Annotated in this window: 17 protein-coding genes; 16 read left to right on the top strand and 1 reads right to left on the bottom strand. The window is 52.2% G+C overall.

Going from position 1 to position 19093, the window contains the following annotated elements:
- Positions 1-39 precede the first annotated feature (39 nt).
- The 13 genes from ACLIN2_RS26730 (at position 40) to ACLIN2_RS26670 (ending at position 14084) form a co-directional block, all read left to right on the top strand.
- A complete protein-coding gene (locus ACLIN2_RS26730; RefSeq protein WP_411502633.1) occupies positions 40-945 on the top strand; it encodes a DUF4097 family beta strand repeat-containing protein in 906 nt (301 codons plus the stop codon).
- 335 nt (positions 946-1280) lie between these two features.
- Positions 1281-2411, top strand: a complete 1131-nt coding sequence (locus ACLIN2_RS26725; protein ID WP_411502632.1) for a M20 family metallopeptidase — start codon at positions 1281-1283, stop codon at positions 2409-2411.
- 5 nt (positions 2412-2416) lie between these two features.
- Entirely contained in the window at positions 2417-3178 is a 762-nt protein-coding gene (locus ACLIN2_RS26720; protein WP_400588292.1) for an SDR family NAD(P)-dependent oxidoreductase, read from the top strand.
- A 24-nt stretch (positions 3179-3202) separates the two neighbouring features.
- Positions 3203-4561, top strand: a complete 1359-nt coding sequence (locus ACLIN2_RS26715; RefSeq protein ID WP_411502631.1) for a glutamine synthetase family protein — start codon at positions 3203-3205, stop codon at positions 4559-4561.
- A gap of 16 nt (positions 4562-4577) precedes the next feature.
- Positions 4578-6029 (top strand): NAD-dependent succinate-semialdehyde dehydrogenase, encoded by a 1452-nt coding sequence (locus ACLIN2_RS26710; RefSeq protein WP_411502630.1) that lies wholly within the window; start codon positions 4578-4580, stop codon positions 6027-6029.
- Between the two features lie 88 nt (positions 6030-6117).
- Entirely contained in the window at positions 6118-7524 is a 1407-nt protein-coding gene (locus ACLIN2_RS26705; RefSeq protein ID WP_400588295.1) for an APC family permease, read from the top strand.
- Between the two features lie 139 nt (positions 7525-7663).
- A complete protein-coding gene (locus tag ACLIN2_RS26700) occupies positions 7664-9748 on the top strand; it encodes a sigma-54 interaction domain-containing protein (RefSeq protein WP_411502629.1) in 2085 nt (694 codons plus the stop codon).
- 56 nt (positions 9749-9804) lie between these two features.
- On the top strand, positions 9805-10128 hold the full coding sequence (locus ACLIN2_RS26695) for an ArsR/SmtB family transcription factor (protein WP_122926973.1): 324 nt from the start codon (positions 9805-9807) through the stop codon (positions 10126-10128).
- 16 nt (positions 10129-10144) lie between these two features.
- Positions 10145-11203: an ACR3 family arsenite efflux transporter gene (gene arsB / locus ACLIN2_RS26690; RefSeq protein ID WP_411502628.1), complete on the top strand. Its 1059-nt coding sequence runs from the start codon at positions 10145-10147 to the stop codon at positions 11201-11203.
- A gap of 2 nt (positions 11204-11205) precedes the next feature.
- Positions 11206-11631 carry an arsenate reductase (thioredoxin) gene (gene arsC / locus ACLIN2_RS26685; RefSeq protein WP_411502627.1) on the top strand — a complete coding sequence of 142 codons (426 nt, stop codon included), beginning with the start codon at positions 11206-11208 and terminating at the stop codon, positions 11629-11631.
- Between the two features lie 77 nt (positions 11632-11708).
- Positions 11709-12167: a MarR family winged helix-turn-helix transcriptional regulator gene (locus tag ACLIN2_RS26680; RefSeq protein ID WP_092275376.1), complete on the top strand. Its 459-nt coding sequence runs from the start codon at positions 11709-11711 to the stop codon at positions 12165-12167.
- A 69-nt stretch (positions 12168-12236) separates the two neighbouring features.
- The gene (locus tag ACLIN2_RS26675; RefSeq protein WP_411502626.1) at positions 12237-13556 is read left to right on the top strand and encodes an NAD(P)-binding domain-containing protein; all 1320 of its coding nucleotides are present in this window, start codon (positions 12237-12239) and stop codon (positions 13554-13556) included.
- Positions 13557-13592: 36 nt separating this feature from the next.
- Complete coding sequence (locus ACLIN2_RS26670; RefSeq protein ID WP_411502625.1) at positions 13593-14084, top strand: arsinothricin resistance N-acetyltransferase ArsN1 family A; 492 nt, start codon at positions 13593-13595, stop codon at positions 14082-14084.
- A gap of 81 nt (positions 14085-14165) precedes the next feature.
- Here the strand turns inward: ACLIN2_RS26670 and ACLIN2_RS26665 are convergent, their stop codons facing one another.
- A complete protein-coding gene (locus ACLIN2_RS26665) occupies positions 14166-14600 on the bottom strand; it encodes a DUF488 family protein (RefSeq protein ID WP_411502624.1) in 435 nt (144 codons plus the stop codon).
- A 188-nt stretch (positions 14601-14788) separates the two neighbouring features.
- Here ACLIN2_RS26665 and ACLIN2_RS26660 point away from each other — a divergent pair, with 188 nt between their 5' ends.
- The 3 genes from ACLIN2_RS26660 to ACLIN2_RS26650 all read left to right on the top strand — a co-directional run bounded on the left by ACLIN2_RS26660 (position 14789) and on the right by ACLIN2_RS26650 (position 19080).
- A complete protein-coding gene (locus ACLIN2_RS26660) occupies positions 14789-15061 on the top strand; it encodes a heterocycloanthracin/sonorensin family bacteriocin (protein ID WP_411502623.1) in 273 nt (90 codons plus the stop codon).
- Between the two features lie 165 nt (positions 15062-15226).
- Entirely contained in the window at positions 15227-17137 is a 1911-nt protein-coding gene (locus ACLIN2_RS26655) for a putative thiazole-containing bacteriocin maturation protein (RefSeq protein ID WP_411502622.1), read from the top strand.
- Positions 17137-19080, top strand: a complete 1944-nt coding sequence (locus ACLIN2_RS26650; protein ID WP_411502621.1) for a TOMM precursor leader peptide-binding protein — start codon at positions 17137-17139, stop codon at positions 19078-19080. The genes ACLIN2_RS26655 and ACLIN2_RS26650 overlap by 1 nt, the downstream gene beginning before the upstream one ends.
- Positions 19081-19093 lie beyond the last annotated feature (13 nt).

The raw sequence follows: 19093 nt of genomic DNA, 5'->3' as shown, positions 1-19093 counted from the left end.
CAAAATACAAAGTACCCACCCATAAGGAGTAATGAAAACATGAGTAAGAATGGTCTGATCGGTGTCGTTCTGATTGCAGTGGGCGTATGGCTAGGGGTATCCGCGCTGAGCTCAGGAAATGTCTTTGCTTGGAATCTGCCTTTCACCGAAACAAAGGAAGTCAACCTCGAACAATCTTTTGATGCGAGCAACATAAAAGAGGTAGTCGTGGATGTTTCCAGCACGGACGTACGTGTTGTCCGGGGAAGCTCCGAGAAAATCGAAGTACGGCTTCAAGGCGAAGCAAGCCCAAAGATTGCTGATCAATATCGCTTGACGGGCAAAAATAATGGAAGCAGGCTTCAGATTGGTTTGGAAAAGCAGGAAGGGTTTCGAATGTTTCGTTACGAGAGCGTGGACTTGACCGTCGAACTGCCAGAGAAACAATGGGATGAGTTAAAAGTAGGAGTAGGCAGTGGAGATATCACGGTAGAAGATGTGGAAGGAAAAAGCATTAATCTATCGGCGAGAAGTGGCGATGTAAATCTGGAAGCAAGCAATGCGTCGACGATTGTGCTTAGTACGAACTCTGGTGATATACAGGCAGAAGGCTTTCACGCAGATACGTTGAAATTTCATTCGGATAGCGGAGACGTCTCTCTAAAAGAGGGAGAAGCCATTTTGGAAGGCGAAGCAGAATCAGGGGACATTCAGATCGAATTTGCAGAGCTTTTGCATGATGTCGATGTTTCCGCCAGTAGCGGTGATGTGAATATCAAGCTGGAGCAGGAGCCAAAATCGTTAACGGTCGATTATAGAGGGGGTTCGGGAACGGGTCATGTCCGGTGGGATGGCTTCCAGGAGACGGATCGTGCAGAGGATGGGGAAATGATAAAAGGGACGTTTGGCAGCGGTAAAACCATGCTTAAAGTTTCTACGGGCTCTGGAGATTTCACGCTAGACTAGCAAAATGAGCGAAGCGGCAAGCGATAGTAGGGGAAAAAGCGACACACATAGATGTCGCTTTTTTCTATGATAGAAAAATAGATGACGATGATACGCATGAGAAATCAAGAGCAGCCCTCGGGTCCTGCTCTTTTTTTAGCGCTGCGCGGTAAGAGGTTGCGCGATCCGTGGCTACATGTCGAAATAGCGCGAAAACAGGCTAAACAGGTCATGAATCCTATTAAACCTATTTAACCAATTAAAAAATAGGAGAAACCCGCGATATCAGGCTTGGCATACAGCTTGCAATTAGTCCGATATGCAAACAGCATTCAGCCCAATGAAAACAGAAAGAGGTGGACTGGCAACTGGAACAGGTAGAGAAGGAAGAGACAAAAGGAGAACGTGTCGGGGCGCAAATAGAGGAATTAGCCAGCGACTTGATCCGTTTTGAAAGCACGAATGCAGAGCGTGTAAATCTGTGCGCTGATTTTTGCAGCGAATGGTTGAAAAGTAGAGGGCTGCAAGTCGAGGTTTGGGAAAACCACGGGTTGAAAAGCGTGGTGGCAACCGTAGGCGAAGGAGAGCAAACAATCATATTGAATGGGCATCTGGATGTCGTGCCGGGGCAACCGCAGCTGTTTCATCCGCGCCAGGAGCAAGGCAAGCTGTACGGGCGTGGCAGCTACGACATGCTCGGAGCCGTAGCTGCGATGATGGTGCTGATGACAGACTTGGTAGAGGAACCGCCAGCTTGCAAAGTCATTTTGGCGCTCGTACCCGATGAAGAGACAGGCGGGCAGTACGGAAGCGGTTTTCTGGTGCAGCAAGGGATCGTCGGGGATTTCGTCATCTGTGGAGAACCTACCAATCTCAAATTGGGCATCCACGCCAAAGGCATTTTGCAGCTGACGGTCGATGTCAAAGGGACCGCGGCGCATGGCAGCCGGCCTTGGCTGGGGAAAAATGCGATCCTCGAGGCGCTGGAAAACTACAAGTCGATCGTGTCGCTGGATGTCTTTCAGCAAAGCTCCGACTATTTCAAGCAGCCCTCTGTCAATCTCGCCTTGATCCAGGCTGGCAAGGTGTTTAACCAGGTTCCTGATCTGTGCTCGCTGGGCATTGACATACGTTATTTGCCGGGCCAAAGACCAGAGGAAATTCTGGAGAAAATCCGCCAGATCAATCCGGAAGCCGAGATCACGATCCGGTACCAAGGACTGCCTGTCGAGACCAGAAGTGATGATATATTTGTCAGAAAATTGCATGAAATAGCCAACGAGCATTCCGGGAATCAATCCATCTTCTTCGGTCAGGATGGAGCGGCGGATACCCGCTATTATGCCGAAAAGGACATACCAGCCATTGAGTTTGGACCGACTGGCGCCAATCATCACGGGCCAGGTGAGTACGTAGAAATCGAGTCTTTGTACGTTTACAAAAGCATTCTCAAGCAATTTGTTCACCAACTAACAAGCAAAGGATGAGAAAGATGAAATTCCAAGACAAAGTTGTCGTTGTAACAGGTGCGGGTTCAGGAAACGGCCGTGCCATCGCCCTGCATTTTCTACGCGAAGGGGCAAAGGTCGTCATCGCGGACATCAACGTGGAGGGTGCCAATCAGACGGTAGAGCTATCGCAAAAGCCGGAGCAAACACTGGTCGTCAAAACGAACGTGACGAAAAAAGCAGACGTCGAAAACATGATCGCCCAGACGGTCAGCCATTTCGGAGGGCTCGACATCCTGGTCAACAACGCGGGGATCGTGAAATTCTCGACGTTTCTGGAAATTGAAGAGGACGAATGGGATCTCGTCCACGACGTGAACCTGAAAGCGCCGTTCCTGTGTGCACAAGCGGCGGCGAAGGAAATGATCAAAGCCAAAACGCGCGGCCGAATTATTAACATTACCTCGGTAGAGGCACACCGCATCGTATCCAGCAGCGGGCACTGCCAGCCGCATTACAACTCGTCCAAAGGCGGTCTGAACCTGCTGAGCAAAGCCATCGCTTTGGAGCTGGCCCCGCATGGAATCACCGTCAACAGTGTCGCGCCAGGTGTGGTAGAGACGCCTTTCACAGCAAAAGGTCTGGAAAATCCGGAGATCAAAAAGTGGATCCTCGAGCGAGTACCAGTCGGACGCATCGCTACGCCGGACGATATCGCCAATGCCGTGGCATTCCTCGCCATGCCGGAGTCGGAGTACGTGACAGGCACGACTCTGTTTGTCGATGGTGGCTGGACGATCTACTAAAGCGAGCGGGAAGGGGATTTGGGCATGACTAGACTGAATATTGCGCAACTGGAAGAGCTGGTAAATCAGGGTGAGATCGATACGATGATCATCGCGGGCGTCGATATGCAAGGAAAGCTCTTTGGCAAGCGTGTGCCAGCGGGCTTTTTCCTCGAGGACGCCAAAGATGGAATCCATACATGCGCTCTGAATTTGTCCTGGGACGTCAACCTGAATTTCGGGGGATACAAGTTCTGCAACTGGGATACAGGCATGCACGACATGAAAACGATTCCGGATCTGTCGACGCTGCGCCCATATCCGTGGCAGTCGAAAACGGCCTTTGTCCTGGCTGATCTGCAAAACAAGGATGGCTCGGACGTTCCGATCGCTCCCCGAAATATGCTGAAACGGCAGATTGCCAAGGCACGGGAAAAAGGCTTCGTCCCACAAGCTGCTTCTGAGATCGAGTTCTATCTGTTCCGTGAGACGCCTTCGTCGATCCGGGAGAAAAACTACGCGAATCTGCAGCCGATGTTTGATTATCCGATCGACTACTCTCTTTACCGTTTGACTGTAGATAACTGGTTCCTCAGCCAGCTGACGCGCAACCTGGAGGCGGTTGGAGTGCCGATTGAAGCGCTCAAAGGCGAGTGGGGGAACGGGCAGATCGAGCTGAATGTCCGTTACGCCGAGGCACTGGAGATGGCAGACCGCACGGCTATCTACAAAAACGGCATCAAGGAGATTGCGGCACTGAACAACCTCATGGCGACCTTCATGGCCAAGCAGGACTCGAACGATTCGGGGAGCAGCGGGCACACGCATATCAGCCTGTGGGATCTGGAGGGGAAGACCAACCAATTTTACGATCCAGCGGGCGAGTACGGTCTGTCTGAGACGGGGCGTTATTTCCTCGGCGGCATGATGGAGCTGGCTCCTGAGCTCATGCTGATGTATGCGCCTTATGTGAATTCGTACAAGCGCCTTAGCGACTTTGGCTCTGGTGCGCCGAATACCGTCAGCTGGGGAATCGACAACCGAAGCTCATCGTTCCGTTACGACGGCAAAGGCAAGTCCAGTCGCTTTGAAAATCGTGTCCCAGGTGCAGACGCCAATCACTATCTGGTACTGACTGCGATGCTGGCTTCCGGGATGTACGGCATCGAAAACAAGATCGACATTCCGCGTCCGGTCGTAGGAAACGCAGCGGAACAGCCGATTCCTAGGCTGCCCACCAACCTGTTCGATGCGATCCGCAACTTCGAGTCGAGCGAGCGGGTAAGAGCGCTGCTGGGTGAAGAGGTGTTTGAACACTATCTGCACGCGGCGAAAAATGAGCTGCGGGACTTCTTGTCGGCGGTAACAGACTGGGAGCGCAAGAAATACTTCGAATTTATCTAGGAGGGCGAATGCACAGATGAGCAGCATTCCATTGATCGTTTGGAATCACAACTGGATTAACGGGGAGCAGGTCACCTCCACAGAAACGGTTTCGGTCCTGAACCCGGCAACGGGAGAGCTTCTCGGCGAGGTGCCAAGCCTCTCGGAGGACCAGGTAAAAGCGGCTGTTGATGCGGCGAGTGCGGCGCTTCCTGCATGGGCTGGACTGACAGCAAAGCAGAGGGGCGATTACTTGCTAGCATGGGGAGAGCGCATTTTGCAGAACGTGCCAGAGCTGGCTCTGCTGCTGTCCCAGGAGCAAGGAAAAGCGTTGAAGGAAGCGACAGGTGAAATCAGAGGATCGGTCGAGATCTTGCGCTGGTACGCAGAAGAAGCCAAGCGAGCCTATGGGGAAATCATCCCTGCCTCCAATCCGGGACAGCAGCTCATGGTCTTCCGTGAGCCTGTAGGGGTCGTTGGACTGATTACGCCGATGAACTTCCCGGCAGCTACATTGATGCGCAAAGTGGCTCCAGCTCTCGCGGCGGGGTGCACCGCGATTTTGAAGCCGGCGAGTACGACATCGCTGATCGCGGTAGCGCTGTTTCAGCATTTGATGGAGATCGGATTGCCAAAAGGAGTAGCCAACCTGGTAACAGGCAGCTCTTCCGTCATCGGAGGCGTGCTGATGAAGGACTCGCGCGTACGCAAGATTTCCTTTACTGGCTCGACGGAAGTAGGCAAACGTCTGATGGGGCAAGCGGCACAAACGGTGAAGAAGCTCGGGCTGGAGCTCGGCGGCAACTCCCCGGCCATCGTCTTTCCTGATGCGGATCTGGACAAGGCAGCGAGAGATATCGTCGACAACAAGTTCGAGAACTGCGGACAGGTGTGCAACGGAATCAATTTGATCTACGTTCACGAGGATGTGCATGCGCAGCTGGTGGACAAGATCGTCGAGCATGTCAAACGGCTGAAGGTCGATTACGGCACTCTGCCAGATACGGACATCGGGCCATTGATTGATCAGGGAGCGGTTCGCAAAGTGGAGGCGCTGGTTGACGATGCAGTGGCAAAAGGAGCGAAAGTCCTGCTCGGCGGCAGCAGACTGGTGGAGGGCAAATTCAGCCAGGGCAGCTTCTTTGCCCCTACTGTTCTCGATCAGGTAACAGCGGATATGAACATCACCCATGAGGAAATCTTCGGTCCGGTAGCGCCAATCCTCACATTCAAAGACGAGGAAGAGGTACTGGAGCGTGCCAACAACACGCCGTATGGTCTGGCAGCCTATTTCTATACGAAGGATGCGGCTCGTGTCTATCGCCTTATTCAGAAGCTGGAGACCGGAAACATCGGTGTGAACGGAACCTCGCTCGCTTATGTACAGGCTCCTTTTGGTGGCGTGAAAGAGAGCGGCATCGGCAGAGAAGGCGGACGCCATGGCTTGGATGAGTATCTGGAAAGCAAATACGTCGCCTGGACGCTGTAGCGTTAGACTCTGACCAAACGAAAACGAGCGGGTTTTGTGCCCGCTCTTTGACTCTTTTTACTCTAGAAAGACAAGGTGGGACATCCAAATGGAAAATCCAGCAGCGACCGAGATTGTCGGTACCCAATCCGAAGCAGGACATACGGCGGAGAGCTTTGGCTACAAGCAAGAGCTGCATCGGGGACTGACGTTGAAGGATTTGATTATTTACGGCTTGATCACCATGCTGCCGATTGCACCGATTGAAGTCTACGGACTGGTGGCACAGGCGAGCATGGGCATGGTGCCATTCGTTTACATGATCGGGATCGTGGCTATGGTGTTTACTGCGCTCAGCTACAATACGATGAGCAAAGAGTTCCCGATTTCCGGCTCCGTCTACTCCTATGTCCAAAGGGGCTTGAACCCTCATGTAGGATTTGTCACTGGCTGGCTGATCATGATTGACTACATTATGTGCCCGGCGCTCTTAACAGGCTTTGCGGCATTATGGCTCAACCCCATTATTCCATCTGTACCGAATTATCTCATTATTCTGGTATTTACGATCATCAATACAGCCATTATCGCGCGCGGCATCACCCTCACCGCTATTGCCAACCGCATTTTCCTCGTGATGGAGCTGGTGATTCTCGCGCTGTTTATTATTCTTGCAGTAAAATACGTCTTTATCGATGGTCATGGTGCAGGAGGATTCTCGATGGCTCCCTTGTTTCAGGCGGACAAAATCGACCTGGGCTTCCTGGCGACAGCCACTTCGATTGCAGTTCTCGGGTTCCTCGGCTTTGATGTCATCAGCACCTTGTCGGAAGAGGTGAAAAACCCGGTGAAAACTGTGGGCAGAGCGACCGTCTCCTCCCTGCTGATCATCGGACTGCTCTTTATTGCCCAGACTTATGTGGCTGCACTGGCGCATCCAGACTATGAGAACCTCGACCCGGATATGGCGATGTTCGATATCGCCAGAGAGATCGGGGGAGACTGGCTGTACTACACCTTCATCATCGTCGGGGTGCTGGCGGTAGGGATTGCCAACGCGCTTGCCATCCAATCGGCGATCTCCCGCATTATTTATTCGATGAGCCGGGACAAGCTGCTTCCGTTTTCCGGTGTGCTGGGAAAAATTCATCCGCGCTACAAGACGCCTTTTAACGCGACAGTTTTCGTAGGCTTGGTTACGTTGGTCGTCGGGGTCACGGTGTCGATTGAGTCGATCGTTCAGCTGCTGAACTTCGGGGCACTGACGTCCTTCTTGCTCTTGAATATTACGGTTTTCGTCTACTTCCTGGTGAAAAAACGGAAAAGAGGCTTGCGTGCTTACTTGAAGTACGGACTGTTGCCAGCTCTTGGGTTTTCCATCATCGCGTTCGTTTGGTCGGGCTTTGACAGCCGGACATTTATGGTCGGCTTTGTCTGGATGTTCATCGGCATCATCCTGGGAGCGATCAAGTCGAAGGGCTACAAGGAAGTACCGCCAACACTCAAGGATGTATAATTGTGTTAATTGTGCTATAAATAAAATAATTTAAGTCGCTGCGCAAGACTGCTGCGGGGAAGGCACTTCATATAGAAAGCTATATGAAGTGTTTTTCTCATTTCCATACAAGTACCTATCCATAATCGGCTGGAAAGAGGTGATTCCCATTTCGAGCATAAAAGTAGCCGTCATCGCTGGAGCAGAGCGAACCAGTCAACGAATGTGTGAACAGCTGGAAGGGCTTTGGGGGGCGTATTTGTCCTTTTCCTATCACTCGGCTCGCAGTTGGGAAGAGAGCATGGCAGAGGATGTCGACCTGATCCTGGTTAGCTCGCACGCGATGTTTTCCCGGTATTCCCATATTCTGATGAACAGCAAAACCCATGTGCAGCTCATTCGCCGCACCTTGTCCCTCTCTGGATGGGAAAAAATCCAAAGCCTGCCGAACGGCAATTACCTCGTCGTCAATGACGAGCGAGACTCTGCTGTTGAGACGATCGCACTCATCTACGAGCTGGGCCTGCGTCACGTCAATCTGCTGCCCAGCTACCCGGAGCTCACCGAGCAGCCGGCTGCACATACAGCCATCACACCTGGAGAGCTGGCCTATGTGCCCGCGGGAGTAGATCAAGTGATTGACGTGGGAGAGCGCGTGGTAGATATCAGCACGATGGTTGAAATGCTGACTCGCTTTAACCTGTTGAATCATTCGACAACGCAAATTCTAAATGAGTACGCCACACGAATCGTCTCACTCAGCCAAGGTCTGCGTGCAACGATGCAAGGACTCATGAGCACCAAAAACTTGTTTGAAGAGACATTAAATCTGGTGCAGGATGGGGTCGTGACGTATGACGGAGAAGGCATGATCACGTTCATGAACAAAACGGCAGAGGAGATTCTGAATCTGTCTCTTCACCAGGTGGCCAAGCGCAGCATTCATGAGGTCTGGGAGGAGCTGCAGCTCGACGATTCCTTCCTGGATGAAAATGTGCGAAATCAGCTGATTACGATCCGCAGTCAAAACATCATCGTGAACAATAGGAAGATCGCGGGCAGGGAGAACACGGTAGAGGGCGTCATTACGTTCAAGATCGCCAAAGAGGTGGAAGAGCTCGAGCTGAAGCTGAGGAGCCAGCTCAGGCAAAACGGCCATATCGCGCGCTTCCATTTCTCCGATATCGTGACCAATTCGCCTAGCATGAGGCGGGTCGTGGATCGTGCGCAGCGCATGGCGCAAAACGATCTGAGCATCTTGATCCTTGGCGAAAATGGGACGGGCAAGGAGCTGTTCGCGCACTCTCTCCACAATGCATCTCTGCGGGCAAAATTTCCTTTTGTCGCCGTGAACTGCAGTGCGCTGCCGGAAAGCCTGCTGGAAACGGAGCTGTTCGGGTACGAGGGCGGCGCATTTACAGGTGCGAAAAAAGAAGGGAAGCCTGGCTTGTTTGAGCAGGCCCACATGGGGACGATCTTTCTCGACGAGATCGGGGATATTTCCCCTCATTTGCAGACGAGACTTTTGCGTGTCGTACAACAAAAAGAGATTATCAAGGTCGGCGGGACCAGAGTGCTGCCAGTCAATGTGCGTGTCATTGCGGCAACGAACCGCAATCTGTACAAGATGATCAAGGAAGAGAAGTTTCGCGAGGATTTGTACTACCGACTGAAGGTTCTGCAAATCGAAGTGCCGCCGCTGCGGGAACGCAAAGAGGATATTGCCTATTTGGTCGAGCACTTTTGGAAAAGAAAAGGCATGAGCTATCCTTTGCCCGAGAACTTCATGGCAGCCGCTGCGCACTACCACTGGCCAGGAAATGTCCGGGAACTGGAAAATGCTATTGAATATATGGCAATCATGAACGAGAGTGAACTGGAGATTCAGGACCTTCCCTTTTCGTTCAAAGAGGAGGAAAGGATGGCTGTATCCTCCTACCCGATACCACCTGCGCATGTAGAGGCTCTTCCGCAGCAGGACAACCTTCTCCCTGCGGAATGTGTGGAACGGGACATGGAGCAGTTTGTGCTGGAGCTGATTTTGGAGGCGAAGATAACGGGACTGCATACGGGGCGGAAAAACATCAGCATTCTGGCGCGAAAAAAAGGGGTGATTCTGGCAGAGAGCAGCATCCGCAAGCTGGTCGACCGTTTGAGAGAGAAAGAACTGGTTCATGTGCAAATCGGACGAGCTGGCTGCCAGGTGACGGCGAAGGGGTATGAGTATTTGAAAAGCAAAGAATAAATATTGAAATAACCATATGGCTATATTAGAATGTTTTTGAGGAGAGGAGGATGACGATGGAATTTAACAAACTGGCAGATGTCCTAAAGGCGCTAGGGGACCCCACCCGCTTGAAAATCGTGGCTTTGCTGAACATGCGCGATTGCTGCGTATGCGAGCTGGTACCGATCTTCGGGATTTCGCAGCCGTCTATTTCCAAGCATATGAGCCGCCTGAAAAATGTGGACCTCGTTACGGAAAAGCGGAGAGGGCAATGGGTGTTCTACTCCCTGAACCGGCAGCAGTTTGAGGACATCGGCTATTCGCTGCAGCGATTGCCAGATTTCTCCTCTGAATTCGACGAGTTAGAAAAGCAGGGACTGCTCGTCACATGCGAATAGGAAAGGGGAGTGAGTCATGGGCAAACAGGTAGGAAAAAGGTTATCGTTTCTGGACCGCTATTTGACGCTATGGATATTCGTAGCGATGGTGGTCGGGATCGGAAGCAGCTTTCTGTTTCCAGGCTTGGTATATTCCTTGCAGTCTTTTCAGGTGGGGACGACATCCATCCCTATTGCCATTGGACTAATCCTCATGATGTATCCACCTTTGGCAAAGGTACGCTATGAAGAGCTGGGGCGGGTGTTTCGGGATGGGAAGATCCTGGGGCTCTCCCTGATTCAGAACTGGGTGATCGGTCCTGTCCTGATGTTTGTCTTGGCGATCGTTTTCCTCCAAGGCTACCCGGAGTACATGGTGGGCCTGATCATGATCGGCTTGGCCCGCTGTATCGCGATGGTAATCGTCTGGAACGATCTGTGCAAGGGCGATACGGAATATGCGGCAGGTCTGGTTGCATTTAACTCGATTTTCCAAGTGCTGTTTTACTCGATCTACACTTATTTTTTCATTACGGTACTGCCCGGCTGGTTTGGCTTGCAGGGGATGGTCGTGGATATAACCATCTCGGAGGTGGCGAAAAGCGTTCTGATCTACCTGGGGATTCCTTTTCTGGCCGGAATGCTGACCCGTTATTCACTCGTGAAGGCAAAAGGGCGAGAGTGGTACGAAAAAGTATTCATCCCGAAAATCAGTCCTGTTACGTTGATCGCGCTGCTGTTTACGATTATCGTGATGTTTTCCTTGAAAGGCGAAGTCATCGTGGCGCTGCCTCTGGATGTCTTTCGTATCGCGATTCCTTTGCTTATCTACTTTGTGGTGATGTTTGCCATCTCGTTTTTCATGGGCAAAAAGGCAGGAGCCAGCTATCCTGTGAGCTCTACGCTGGCATTTACAGCTGCGAGCAATAACTTTGAGCTTGCAATAGCCGTTGCGGTTGGCGTCTTCGGTATTCATTCGGGAGCTGCCTTCGCTGCGGTGATTGGGCCGTTAGTTGAGGTACCCGTCATGATCGCCCTCGTGAATGTGGCGCTGTGGCTGCAAAAGAAATACTTTAGCAATACAAAAGGAGCATAGACATGGACAACAAACCTCTCGTGTATTTCCTTTGTACAGGGAACTCCTGCAGAAGCCAAATGGCAGAAGGCTTTTTGCGAGCAATGGGCAGTGAGCAATACGAAGTCAAGAGTGCAGGTCTGGAGGCGCACGGACTGAACCCCCGTGCAGTTCAGGTGATGAAGGAAGCGGGCGTAGATATCAGCGGCCACTCTTCTGATGTCATAGATGCCGGGACTCTCCAGAACGCGGATTACGTGATTACGCTTTGCGGCCACGCGGATGAGCATTGCCCTGTAATTTTGAATCCAAATGTGGTGAAATGGCACTGGGGTTTTGAGGATCCGGCTAAAGCAACAGGAACCGAAGAAGAGATCATGGCAAGCTTCCGCCGCGTCCGTGATACCATCCAAGCGCGCATCGAAGCCTTTGTAAAAGAGGGCAGATAGAAGATGGGCAGTATTTTCTTTGGATAATAGTTGCATTTATCAATTACTGTGCTGTAAGATGGTTTCAGGTGATGAAGATGAAACCAGTAGCTACATTTGTAAATATACGAGAAACCTTTCAGGTTCTGGTGCGACGCTTCGGCCTTTTACAAAAGGATGGCGCCCAATGCTGCGGGATCTCGGTCGTCCATAGTCATATCCTGTATGAGCTGCAAAAAAGACCGAACATCGCCCTGAATGAACTTGCCGACCTCTTATCGATGGATACCAGTACGCTCAGCCGCCAGGTTCATCATCTCGTGGAAACGGGTATGGTAAACCGATTGCCAGATCCAAAAGACAGAAGATACGTGGTGCTTTCGTTAACGGCGCAGGGAGAAGAGCAGCACGCCCAGATCGCAGCCTATATGGAAAGCTATTTTGCCAATGTATTTGAGCAAATACCGGCGGAAAAGCATGAGCAAGTATTGGAGAGCCTTCTTCTTATGAACGAAGCGATGAAGAAGAGCGCGGATTGTTGTACGCCTCCTCTATAACGGATAGAGGAGTTTCCTTACGGCATATAGTTGCAAATATCAATTATTTAAAAAGGAGACTGATAGAAAATGAAACTACCTGTTGCGATTATCGGTGGAGGTCCAGTCGGTTTTGCTGCAGCCGCCCAGCTTTTGGAGCGAGGAGAGTCTTTTGTTCTTTTCGAGGCAGGAAGCGAGGTCGGTGCGAGTGTGTTGGAATGGGGGCATGTTCGTATGTTCTCGCCTTGGGAATACAATATGGATGCATCAGCCGTACGACTGCTTTCCACGCATAAATGGGAGGCTCCACATGGAAGTGACATCCCGACTGGTCGGGAGCTCATCGAAAAGTATCTGCAACCACTTGCCGTCCTTCCAGAGATTGCTCCTTTCATTCACGTAAATAGTCAGGTGATCGCAGTCGGGAAAAAAGATTTGGATAAGATGAAATCAAAAGGCAGGGAGCAGGCACCGTTCGTCGTACGCTATAAACAGGATGGTCAGATTCGGCAGATCGAAGCTAGAGCGGTAATCGACGCTTCCGGTACATGGAAGCAGCCCAATCCGCTTGGAGCGGGTGGCGCTTTTGCTGTAGGCGAGGCAGAAGCAGCTGATCGGATCACTTACGGTATTCCCGATGTCTATGGCAAACAGCGCCATCGCTATGCCGGAAAAAGGGTTCTCGTCGTAGGAAGCGGTCATTCGGCGATCAATACGCTTCTTGACTTGAATCGATTGAAGGAAGAAGTGCCAACGACTCAGATCATGTGGCTGTTGCGGAAGAAAGACATTCGCGAGGCGTACGGAGGAGGGGAGGCAGACCAGCTGCAGGCACGCGGCGCTTTGGGAACAGCGATTCAAAGCCTGGTGGAGAGCGGGCGAGTGAACGTACATACCCCTGCCTACATCCAAGAAGTTTCAACAAAGAACGATACTCTCGTCGTAACGGGGATGTGGAACGGCGCTCCCATGCGGCTGGATGGCATCGACGAAATCATCACCAATACCGGTTCAAGACCTGATACCCAGTTTTTACGGGAGGTCAGATTTCAGCTGGACGCGGCTATCGAGTGTGTGCCAGCCTTGGCAGAGCTGATCGATCCGAACATTCATAGCTGCGGAACAGTGAGACCGCATGGAGAAAGAGAGCTTCGCCAGCCGGAAAAAGATTTTTACATCGTGGGCATGAAGAGCTACGGACGTGCGCCAACGTTTCTGCTGGCAACCGGCTATGAGCAAGTAAGATCTGTAGTGGCAGCTTTGACAGGTGATTGGGAAGCAGCAAAAAGAGTCGAGCTTTCCTTGCCGGAGACGGGAGTTTGCAGTGCAGGAGGACCACTGGTTGATCCTGCTGCAGGTACCACTTGCTGTGCTCCTGCACCGATAAAGACGTCTCGTTGCTGCGGATAGCACGAAAAAACATTGCTGGATGAAGGAGTGGCCGAAATGGACGTAACGATACGTCTAGCAAGAGAAGCAGATCTAGCAAGGATCCTAACGATTTACAACCAGGGAATCGCAGATCGGATTGCTACACTCGAGGTCGAGGAAAAGGACGACGCCTACATCCAGGCATGGTTTGGCGACCATCAAGGGCGATACCAGGTGCTGGTAGCCTGCGTACAACAGGAAGTGGTCGGATGGGCGTCCCTCAACCGTTACTCAGCACGCAGCGCCTATGATGGCGTCGCAGACCTGTCCATTTACATCGAACGCTCCTACCGGGGAAAAGGAGTCGGCAGTGCCTTGCTGGAAAAGCTGGAGAAGGCCGCTCGCTCCGAGCGATTTTACAAGATCGTGTTATTTACGTTTCCGGTTAACGGCTTGGGGCAGGGACTCTATCGGAAAAGCGGATATCGCGAGGTAGGCGTCTTTCAAAACCAGGGCATTCTGGATGGGAATTTTGTAGACGTGATGGCGATGGAAAAGCTGCTCTAGGAATCGGGAGAGCCGATCCGCGACACGCTAAAAAGTGCAGGGGGTGCGATACCAGCTCCCTGCACTTTTTCTTTTCTCTTTTTACAAATGAACAATTTCAATCCGGGGGTCAAACTCGCGCAAGTACTCGACGACCAGCTTTCTGTGACAGTGATGCGGTTTTTCCTCACTGCACAAAAAGCAGGGGACACGATCGCCCAGCCATTCGTTCATTTTCGTTTCGACTTTGCGCTCCTGCAGCAAATCTGTAAAGGTCTTTTCGAATTCTCCCCACGGAATCTCTTTAGACTTGATCGCCTTTAGCAGCTCTTCGGTAGGTGCTAGGGAAAGCTCATGAATGTATTCGATGTTGAGCAGCTCCAATATGTAGGACAGGTCTTCCTTCTTGGCAAATCCGGCGAGCTGAGACGTATTTTGCAGGCGTGTGTCAATGACGAGATCTACTTTATGCTCTTGCAGGGCAGTGGCAAAGGTGCGAAGTGATTTTTTTGAAAATCCGATTGTGGTCAGTAGCATGCAGCTCTCCCTTTCTGGATTGTGGCTTGTCTTTCTATTGTAATACAAAAATTCTGTCAATAAACACGTCGTTGCTTCTGCTATCCAAAAATAGGCGTTTGGTGCAGTCACCTCTGATAGGCGATGCGACATACACCTATGGTATAAACCGCGATGGGTATTTGTTTAGGTGGGTTACCCGTTCGTTCATGCTGGAGGTGGAAAACGTGGATGAGTTTAAAAATGAGCTAAAAAAATTTAAGGTGGATAAATTCAAAGGTGGAGAAGTCAAACCTTGGGATCAAGGAAACGACAAAGATGCGATGATGGTTCGAGGAAGGTGTGGAGGAGGCTGCGGGCGCTGTGGGGGCTGCGGAGGTTGTGGCCGCTGTCATAGTTGTTCGTGCAGCTGTTCCTGCAGTTGCTCGTGCAGTTGTTTCTGCAGCTGCTTCTTCCCGTGCTTCTTTAACTGCTTCCGATAATCCTTCCAAACGATTTTCAAGAAAGCCTCTGAAAAGGTGGAAGAACATCTGCAGAGGCTTTTTCCTATGTGCGGATCTGGCATGACGGACAAAGCGTCGTACATAAGATTACGTGAAAGCGTTCGATCAAAAGAACAGGAACGGCTTACGGTTAGGAGGAGCGACATGAAAAAATTGACCCCTTCTATGCGCCTGAAAGTGAAACGGGATACGTTTTTTCTACCTGACCCAGAAGGCAGCGTGTATTTTCGCAACAATGTAGGCTCCTTTCGCATGGAAGGAAGCATGATAGACCGGTGGGTGGAACAGCTGTTGCCGATGTTCAATGGCGAACACACGCTGGAAGAGCTCACGGATGGTCTGCCAGATGAGTACCGGGATCGGGTCATGGACATCGCCGACAGCCTGTTTCAAAACGGGTTCGTCCAGGATGTCAGCCTGGATCGAAGCCATTCTTTGACGGACAAGATCCTCGAACGGTTTGGATCCCAGATTGAATTTCTAAGTCATGTAGCTGATTCGGGTGCCTACCGCTTCTCGTGCTATCGACAGTCGAAGGTAGCGGCAGTAGGTGCTGGTCCCATCCTGGCCTCTCTCGCTGCAGCTCTTCTGGATTCGGGCTTGTCCCATTTTCATGTTTTGCTGACGGATTCGATGGAAACCGATGAGCAGCGGTTTGAGGAGCTGGTTGCCTTTGCACGGAAAACGGACCCGGATGCAGCTATCGAAGTGCGCAGGGTAGAGCAGCTGGGTGTAGAAGCTTGGCGGGAGGCAGTGCAGTCCTTTGAAGCGATCTTGTACGTGTCGCAGACCGGGAGCTTGGAAGAGCTGCAAATGATCCAAGCCGCCTGCCAAGAGGAGAAGAAAGCCTTTTTGCCGGCTATTTGTCTGGAGCAGGCAGGTCTTGCAGGTCCGCTGGTGACACCAGGCTCCAATGGCAGCTGGCAGTCGGCGTGGAGGCGGCTGCATCAAGAGGCCATCAAAAAGGACCCGAATCATCACTGCTTTTCCGTTACGGCTGGTGCCATGCTAGCCAACGTAATCGCATTTGAATGGTTTAAGACTGCTACCGAGGTAGTGGATTCGGAGCTGAAGGAGAAAGTCTTTCTGTTAAACCTGGAGACGTTGGAAGGCAGCTGGCACTCTTTTCTGCCCCATCCCGCTAAGACAGGTAAACCGCAGCTGAACTGGACAGAGCAGGTGGAGGTGCTACTCGAGCAAAAGGACGAAAAGCCGGCAGCGTCAAAAGGGCTGATGTCCTACTTTAGTGAGCTGACTTCGCCAGAGACGGGCGTTTTTCATCTGTGGGAAGAGGGGGAATCGATACAGCTGCCGTTGTCCCAATGTCTCTTGCAGGTGGCAAATCCTTTGTCCAATGGGCCAGCCGAGCTGTTGCCTGAGAAGGTTTGTTCAGGCATGACCCACGAAGAGGCGCGCAAGGAAGCGGGACTCGCAGGAATCGAAGCCTACGTTTCGCAATGGATTGCGGAAGCGGTGCCAGGCGAGAAGATCGGTATAGGAGCGGGAGAAACGGTCGAAGAGGCATTGGCACGAGCGATACAGCATTGCCTGTCAAAAGAATGGGAGGCTCTGCTGGAGACGGAAAATTCCGTGGTCAGACAGATTCAGCTCGGGGAGATAGAGGATGCACATTGTCAGTTCTACATGAAAGCCCTGACGACGCTAAGAGATCAGCCCAAGGTGGGCCAAGGAGCGTTTGTGCACGGCTTTCCCGTCGTATGGGTGGGGATACGGGAGGGATGGTTTGGCAGTGTTGGCTTGAATGTTACGTTTGCTCTGCGAAAAGCCTTGCAAGCTGCGCTTCTGCAGGTGCAGAACGACTGGGGGCAATTGCCTGCGACTGCCTCTCGCGTCCTTTGGGAAGAGCAAGAGCCCGAGCTGTACAAAATTCCGGCGTGCGCTGAGGATGACCAGCAGGAGGTTCTCAGGTCTGCCCTGCAAACGCTGCAGCAGCATGGAAAAAGGCTCGTTTGGTGCGATGCAGCCGTGGAGCCCTTTTTGAAAGAAGAGCTGGCCGGTGTATGTGGTGTCATGCTGCGGGAGGAGGAGGTCTGATGAGCGCTGTAGTGGTAGTTGTCGGAGCGGGCCAGCTGGCAGATCTCGTCTGCAAGGAGCTGGCTGTTCATTACGTTGTCGTGCGCCAGCCAGATTGGAAGTCCCCTTTGCCCCTGGAGGCAGATTTGGCGCTGCAGCTGCACGATGGCTGGCAGCCTTTCTCTCACCTGGAGGCAGAGGAGGGAGCGAGGTCTTATGGGATTCCCTGGCTGCGTGGTTTTGTCTCTTTTGGAGAAGGAATCATTGGGCCGCTGGTGCACCCAGGTATGACCGGTTGTTCACAGTGCGCGGACATGCGAATGCTCATGGGGGGACGAGACAGAAAAGAAATGTGGGAGCTGCATCAGCGTGTTCGGGATCGCGGCAGTATTGCGAAAGACGCTTGGGCATCACGCAGCGGTCTTCTGCATATGTCGTATCTGATCGCAGCGGAGACGAAGCGAGTGCTGCAGGGTGAGCAGGCTCACACGGAAGGGCATATGTACCTGATCCATCTGAAAACGCTCAAGACTTCTCGCCACTTTTTCCTGCCAGATCCATCGTGCAAGGTGTGCGGGATGCTCCCGGAAGATTCCCCTGAGGCAGCACGAATCGTTTTGCAGCCGAGTCCGAAGCTTGGGCTAAACACCTATCGCTGCCGCACTCTGGATGACCTGAAAAAGGGACTGAGGAGGGACTATCTGGACTACCGGACAGGCTTTTTGAACGGGAAAATTCGCGACCTCGTGTCTCCGTTTGCAGACGTGAGCGTCAACCTGCCTTTGTTCCAAGGAGACGAAGGGACCGCTGGACGAACACACTCCTACGCAGAAAGCGAAATGACCGCGATTTTGGAAGGCTTGGAGAGATACTGCGGCATGGCGCCGCGTGGCAAACGGACAGTCATCCGCGACACCTACCGCAATCTCAGGGGCCAAGCGCTTGATCCGACAACAGTAGGGCTGCATACAAAGGAACAGTATGAGCAGCCAGGATATCCGTTTACTCCCTTTGACCCGGATCGTTCTATGAACTGGGTGTGGGGCTATTCCTTTATACAGGAGCGGCCGATCCTGGTGCCGGAGCTGCTGGCCTATTACAGTCTCGGCTTCGGGGAAGGTTTTGCTTTTGAGACCTCCAATGGGTGCGCGCTCGGCGGGAGCCTGGAGGAGTCGATTTTCTACGGCATTCTGGAAGTGGTGGAGCGGGATTCCTTTCTGATGACCTGGTATGCCAATCTGGGGCTGCCCCGATTGGATCCATACTCTGCACCGGACCAGGAGCTGCGTTTCATGCTTGATCGTCTGCAGGCGGTGGCAGGCTATGAGGTTCATTTATTTAATGCCACGATGGAAAACGGGATTCCCAGTGTCTGGACGCTGGCGAAAAATACGAGGAAGGAGGGGCTCAATGTCATTTGCGCGGGGGGTGCCCATCCTGATCCGATTCGTGCGGTGAAAAGCTCGATCTATGAAGCGGCCGCGATGGTGCTTACCTTAAATGATAAATTCCAAGCGAATCGGGATACGTACCTGCAAATGCTGCACGACCCTGCCAAGGTGCGAAAGATGGACGATCACTCGATGCTGTATGCGTTGCCAGAAGCGGAAGAGCGCCTGCACTTTTTGCTGAATGACGAGCGGCCTCTGCGGACGTTTGCCGAAGAATTCAAGCAGCCAGCGAGGCATGCGGATTTGACCGAGGATGTAAAGGATATGCTCCAGAGGTTCCAGCAGCTCAAGCAGGATGTGATCGTGGTCGATCAGACGACACCGGAAATTTTGCGAAACGGCCTGCATTGTGTAAAGGTACTGATTCCGGGGATGCTGCCGATGACATTTGGACACCATCTGACACGTTTATCCGGGCTGGATCGGGTGCTGCGCGTTCCCATGGAATTGGGGTATACGGCAGAGCCGCTCACCTATGAAAAGCTGAATCCACATCCGCATCCGTTTCCATAAGCCCTGTCGAGGA

Source organism: Brevibacillus centrosporus, assembly GCF_046622605.1.
GTDB classification, from domain to species: Bacteria; Bacillota; Bacilli; order Brevibacillales; family Brevibacillaceae; genus Brevibacillus; species Brevibacillus centrosporus.
This window is presented reverse-complemented; position numbering and strand designations above follow the sequence as displayed.

Bases quoted from the DNA above. Each gene is read 5' to 3' on its own strand.
- ACLIN2_RS26730 (WP_411502633.1), top strand. From the start codon at position 40: ATGAGTAAGAATGGTCTGATCGGTGTCGTTCTGATTGCAGTGGGCGTA.
- ACLIN2_RS26720 (WP_400588292.1), top strand. From the start codon at position 2,417: ATGAAATTCCAAGACAAAGTTGTCGTTGTAACAGGTGCGGGTTCAGGA.
- ACLIN2_RS26715 (WP_411502631.1), top strand. From the start codon at position 3,203: ATGACTAGACTGAATATTGCGCAACTGGAAGAGCTGGTAAATCAGGGT.
- ACLIN2_RS26710 (WP_411502630.1), top strand. From the start codon at position 4,578: ATGAGCAGCATTCCATTGATCGTTTGGAATCACAACTGGATTAACGGG.
- ACLIN2_RS26705 (WP_400588295.1), top strand. From the start codon at position 6,118: ATGGAAAATCCAGCAGCGACCGAGATTGTCGGTACCCAATCCGAAGCA.
- ACLIN2_RS26695 (WP_122926973.1), top strand. From the start codon at position 9,805: ATGGAATTTAACAAACTGGCAGATGTCCTAAAGGCGCTAGGGGACCCC.
- arsB (WP_411502628.1), top strand. From the start codon at position 10,145: ATGGGCAAACAGGTAGGAAAAAGGTTATCGTTTCTGGACCGCTATTTG.
- arsC (WP_411502627.1), top strand. From the start codon at position 11,206: ATGGACAACAAACCTCTCGTGTATTTCCTTTGTACAGGGAACTCCTGC.
- ACLIN2_RS26680 (WP_092275376.1), top strand. From the start codon at position 11,709: ATGAAACCAGTAGCTACATTTGTAAATATACGAGAAACCTTTCAGGTT.
- ACLIN2_RS26675 (WP_411502626.1), top strand. From the start codon at position 12,237: ATGAAACTACCTGTTGCGATTATCGGTGGAGGTCCAGTCGGTTTTGCT.
- ACLIN2_RS26670 (WP_411502625.1), top strand. From the start codon at position 13,593: ATGGACGTAACGATACGTCTAGCAAGAGAAGCAGATCTAGCAAGGATC.
- ACLIN2_RS26665 (WP_411502624.1), bottom strand. From the start codon at position 14,600: ATGCTACTGACCACAATCGGATTTTCAAAAAAATCACTTCGCACCTTT.
- ACLIN2_RS26660 (WP_411502623.1), top strand. From the start codon at position 14,789: ATGCTGGAGGTGGAAAACGTGGATGAGTTTAAAAATGAGCTAAAAAAA.
- ACLIN2_RS26655 (WP_411502622.1), top strand. From the start codon at position 15,227: ATGAAAAAATTGACCCCTTCTATGCGCCTGAAAGTGAAACGGGATACG.
- ACLIN2_RS26650 (WP_411502621.1), top strand. From the start codon at position 17,137: ATGAGCGCTGTAGTGGTAGTTGTCGGAGCGGGCCAGCTGGCAGATCTC.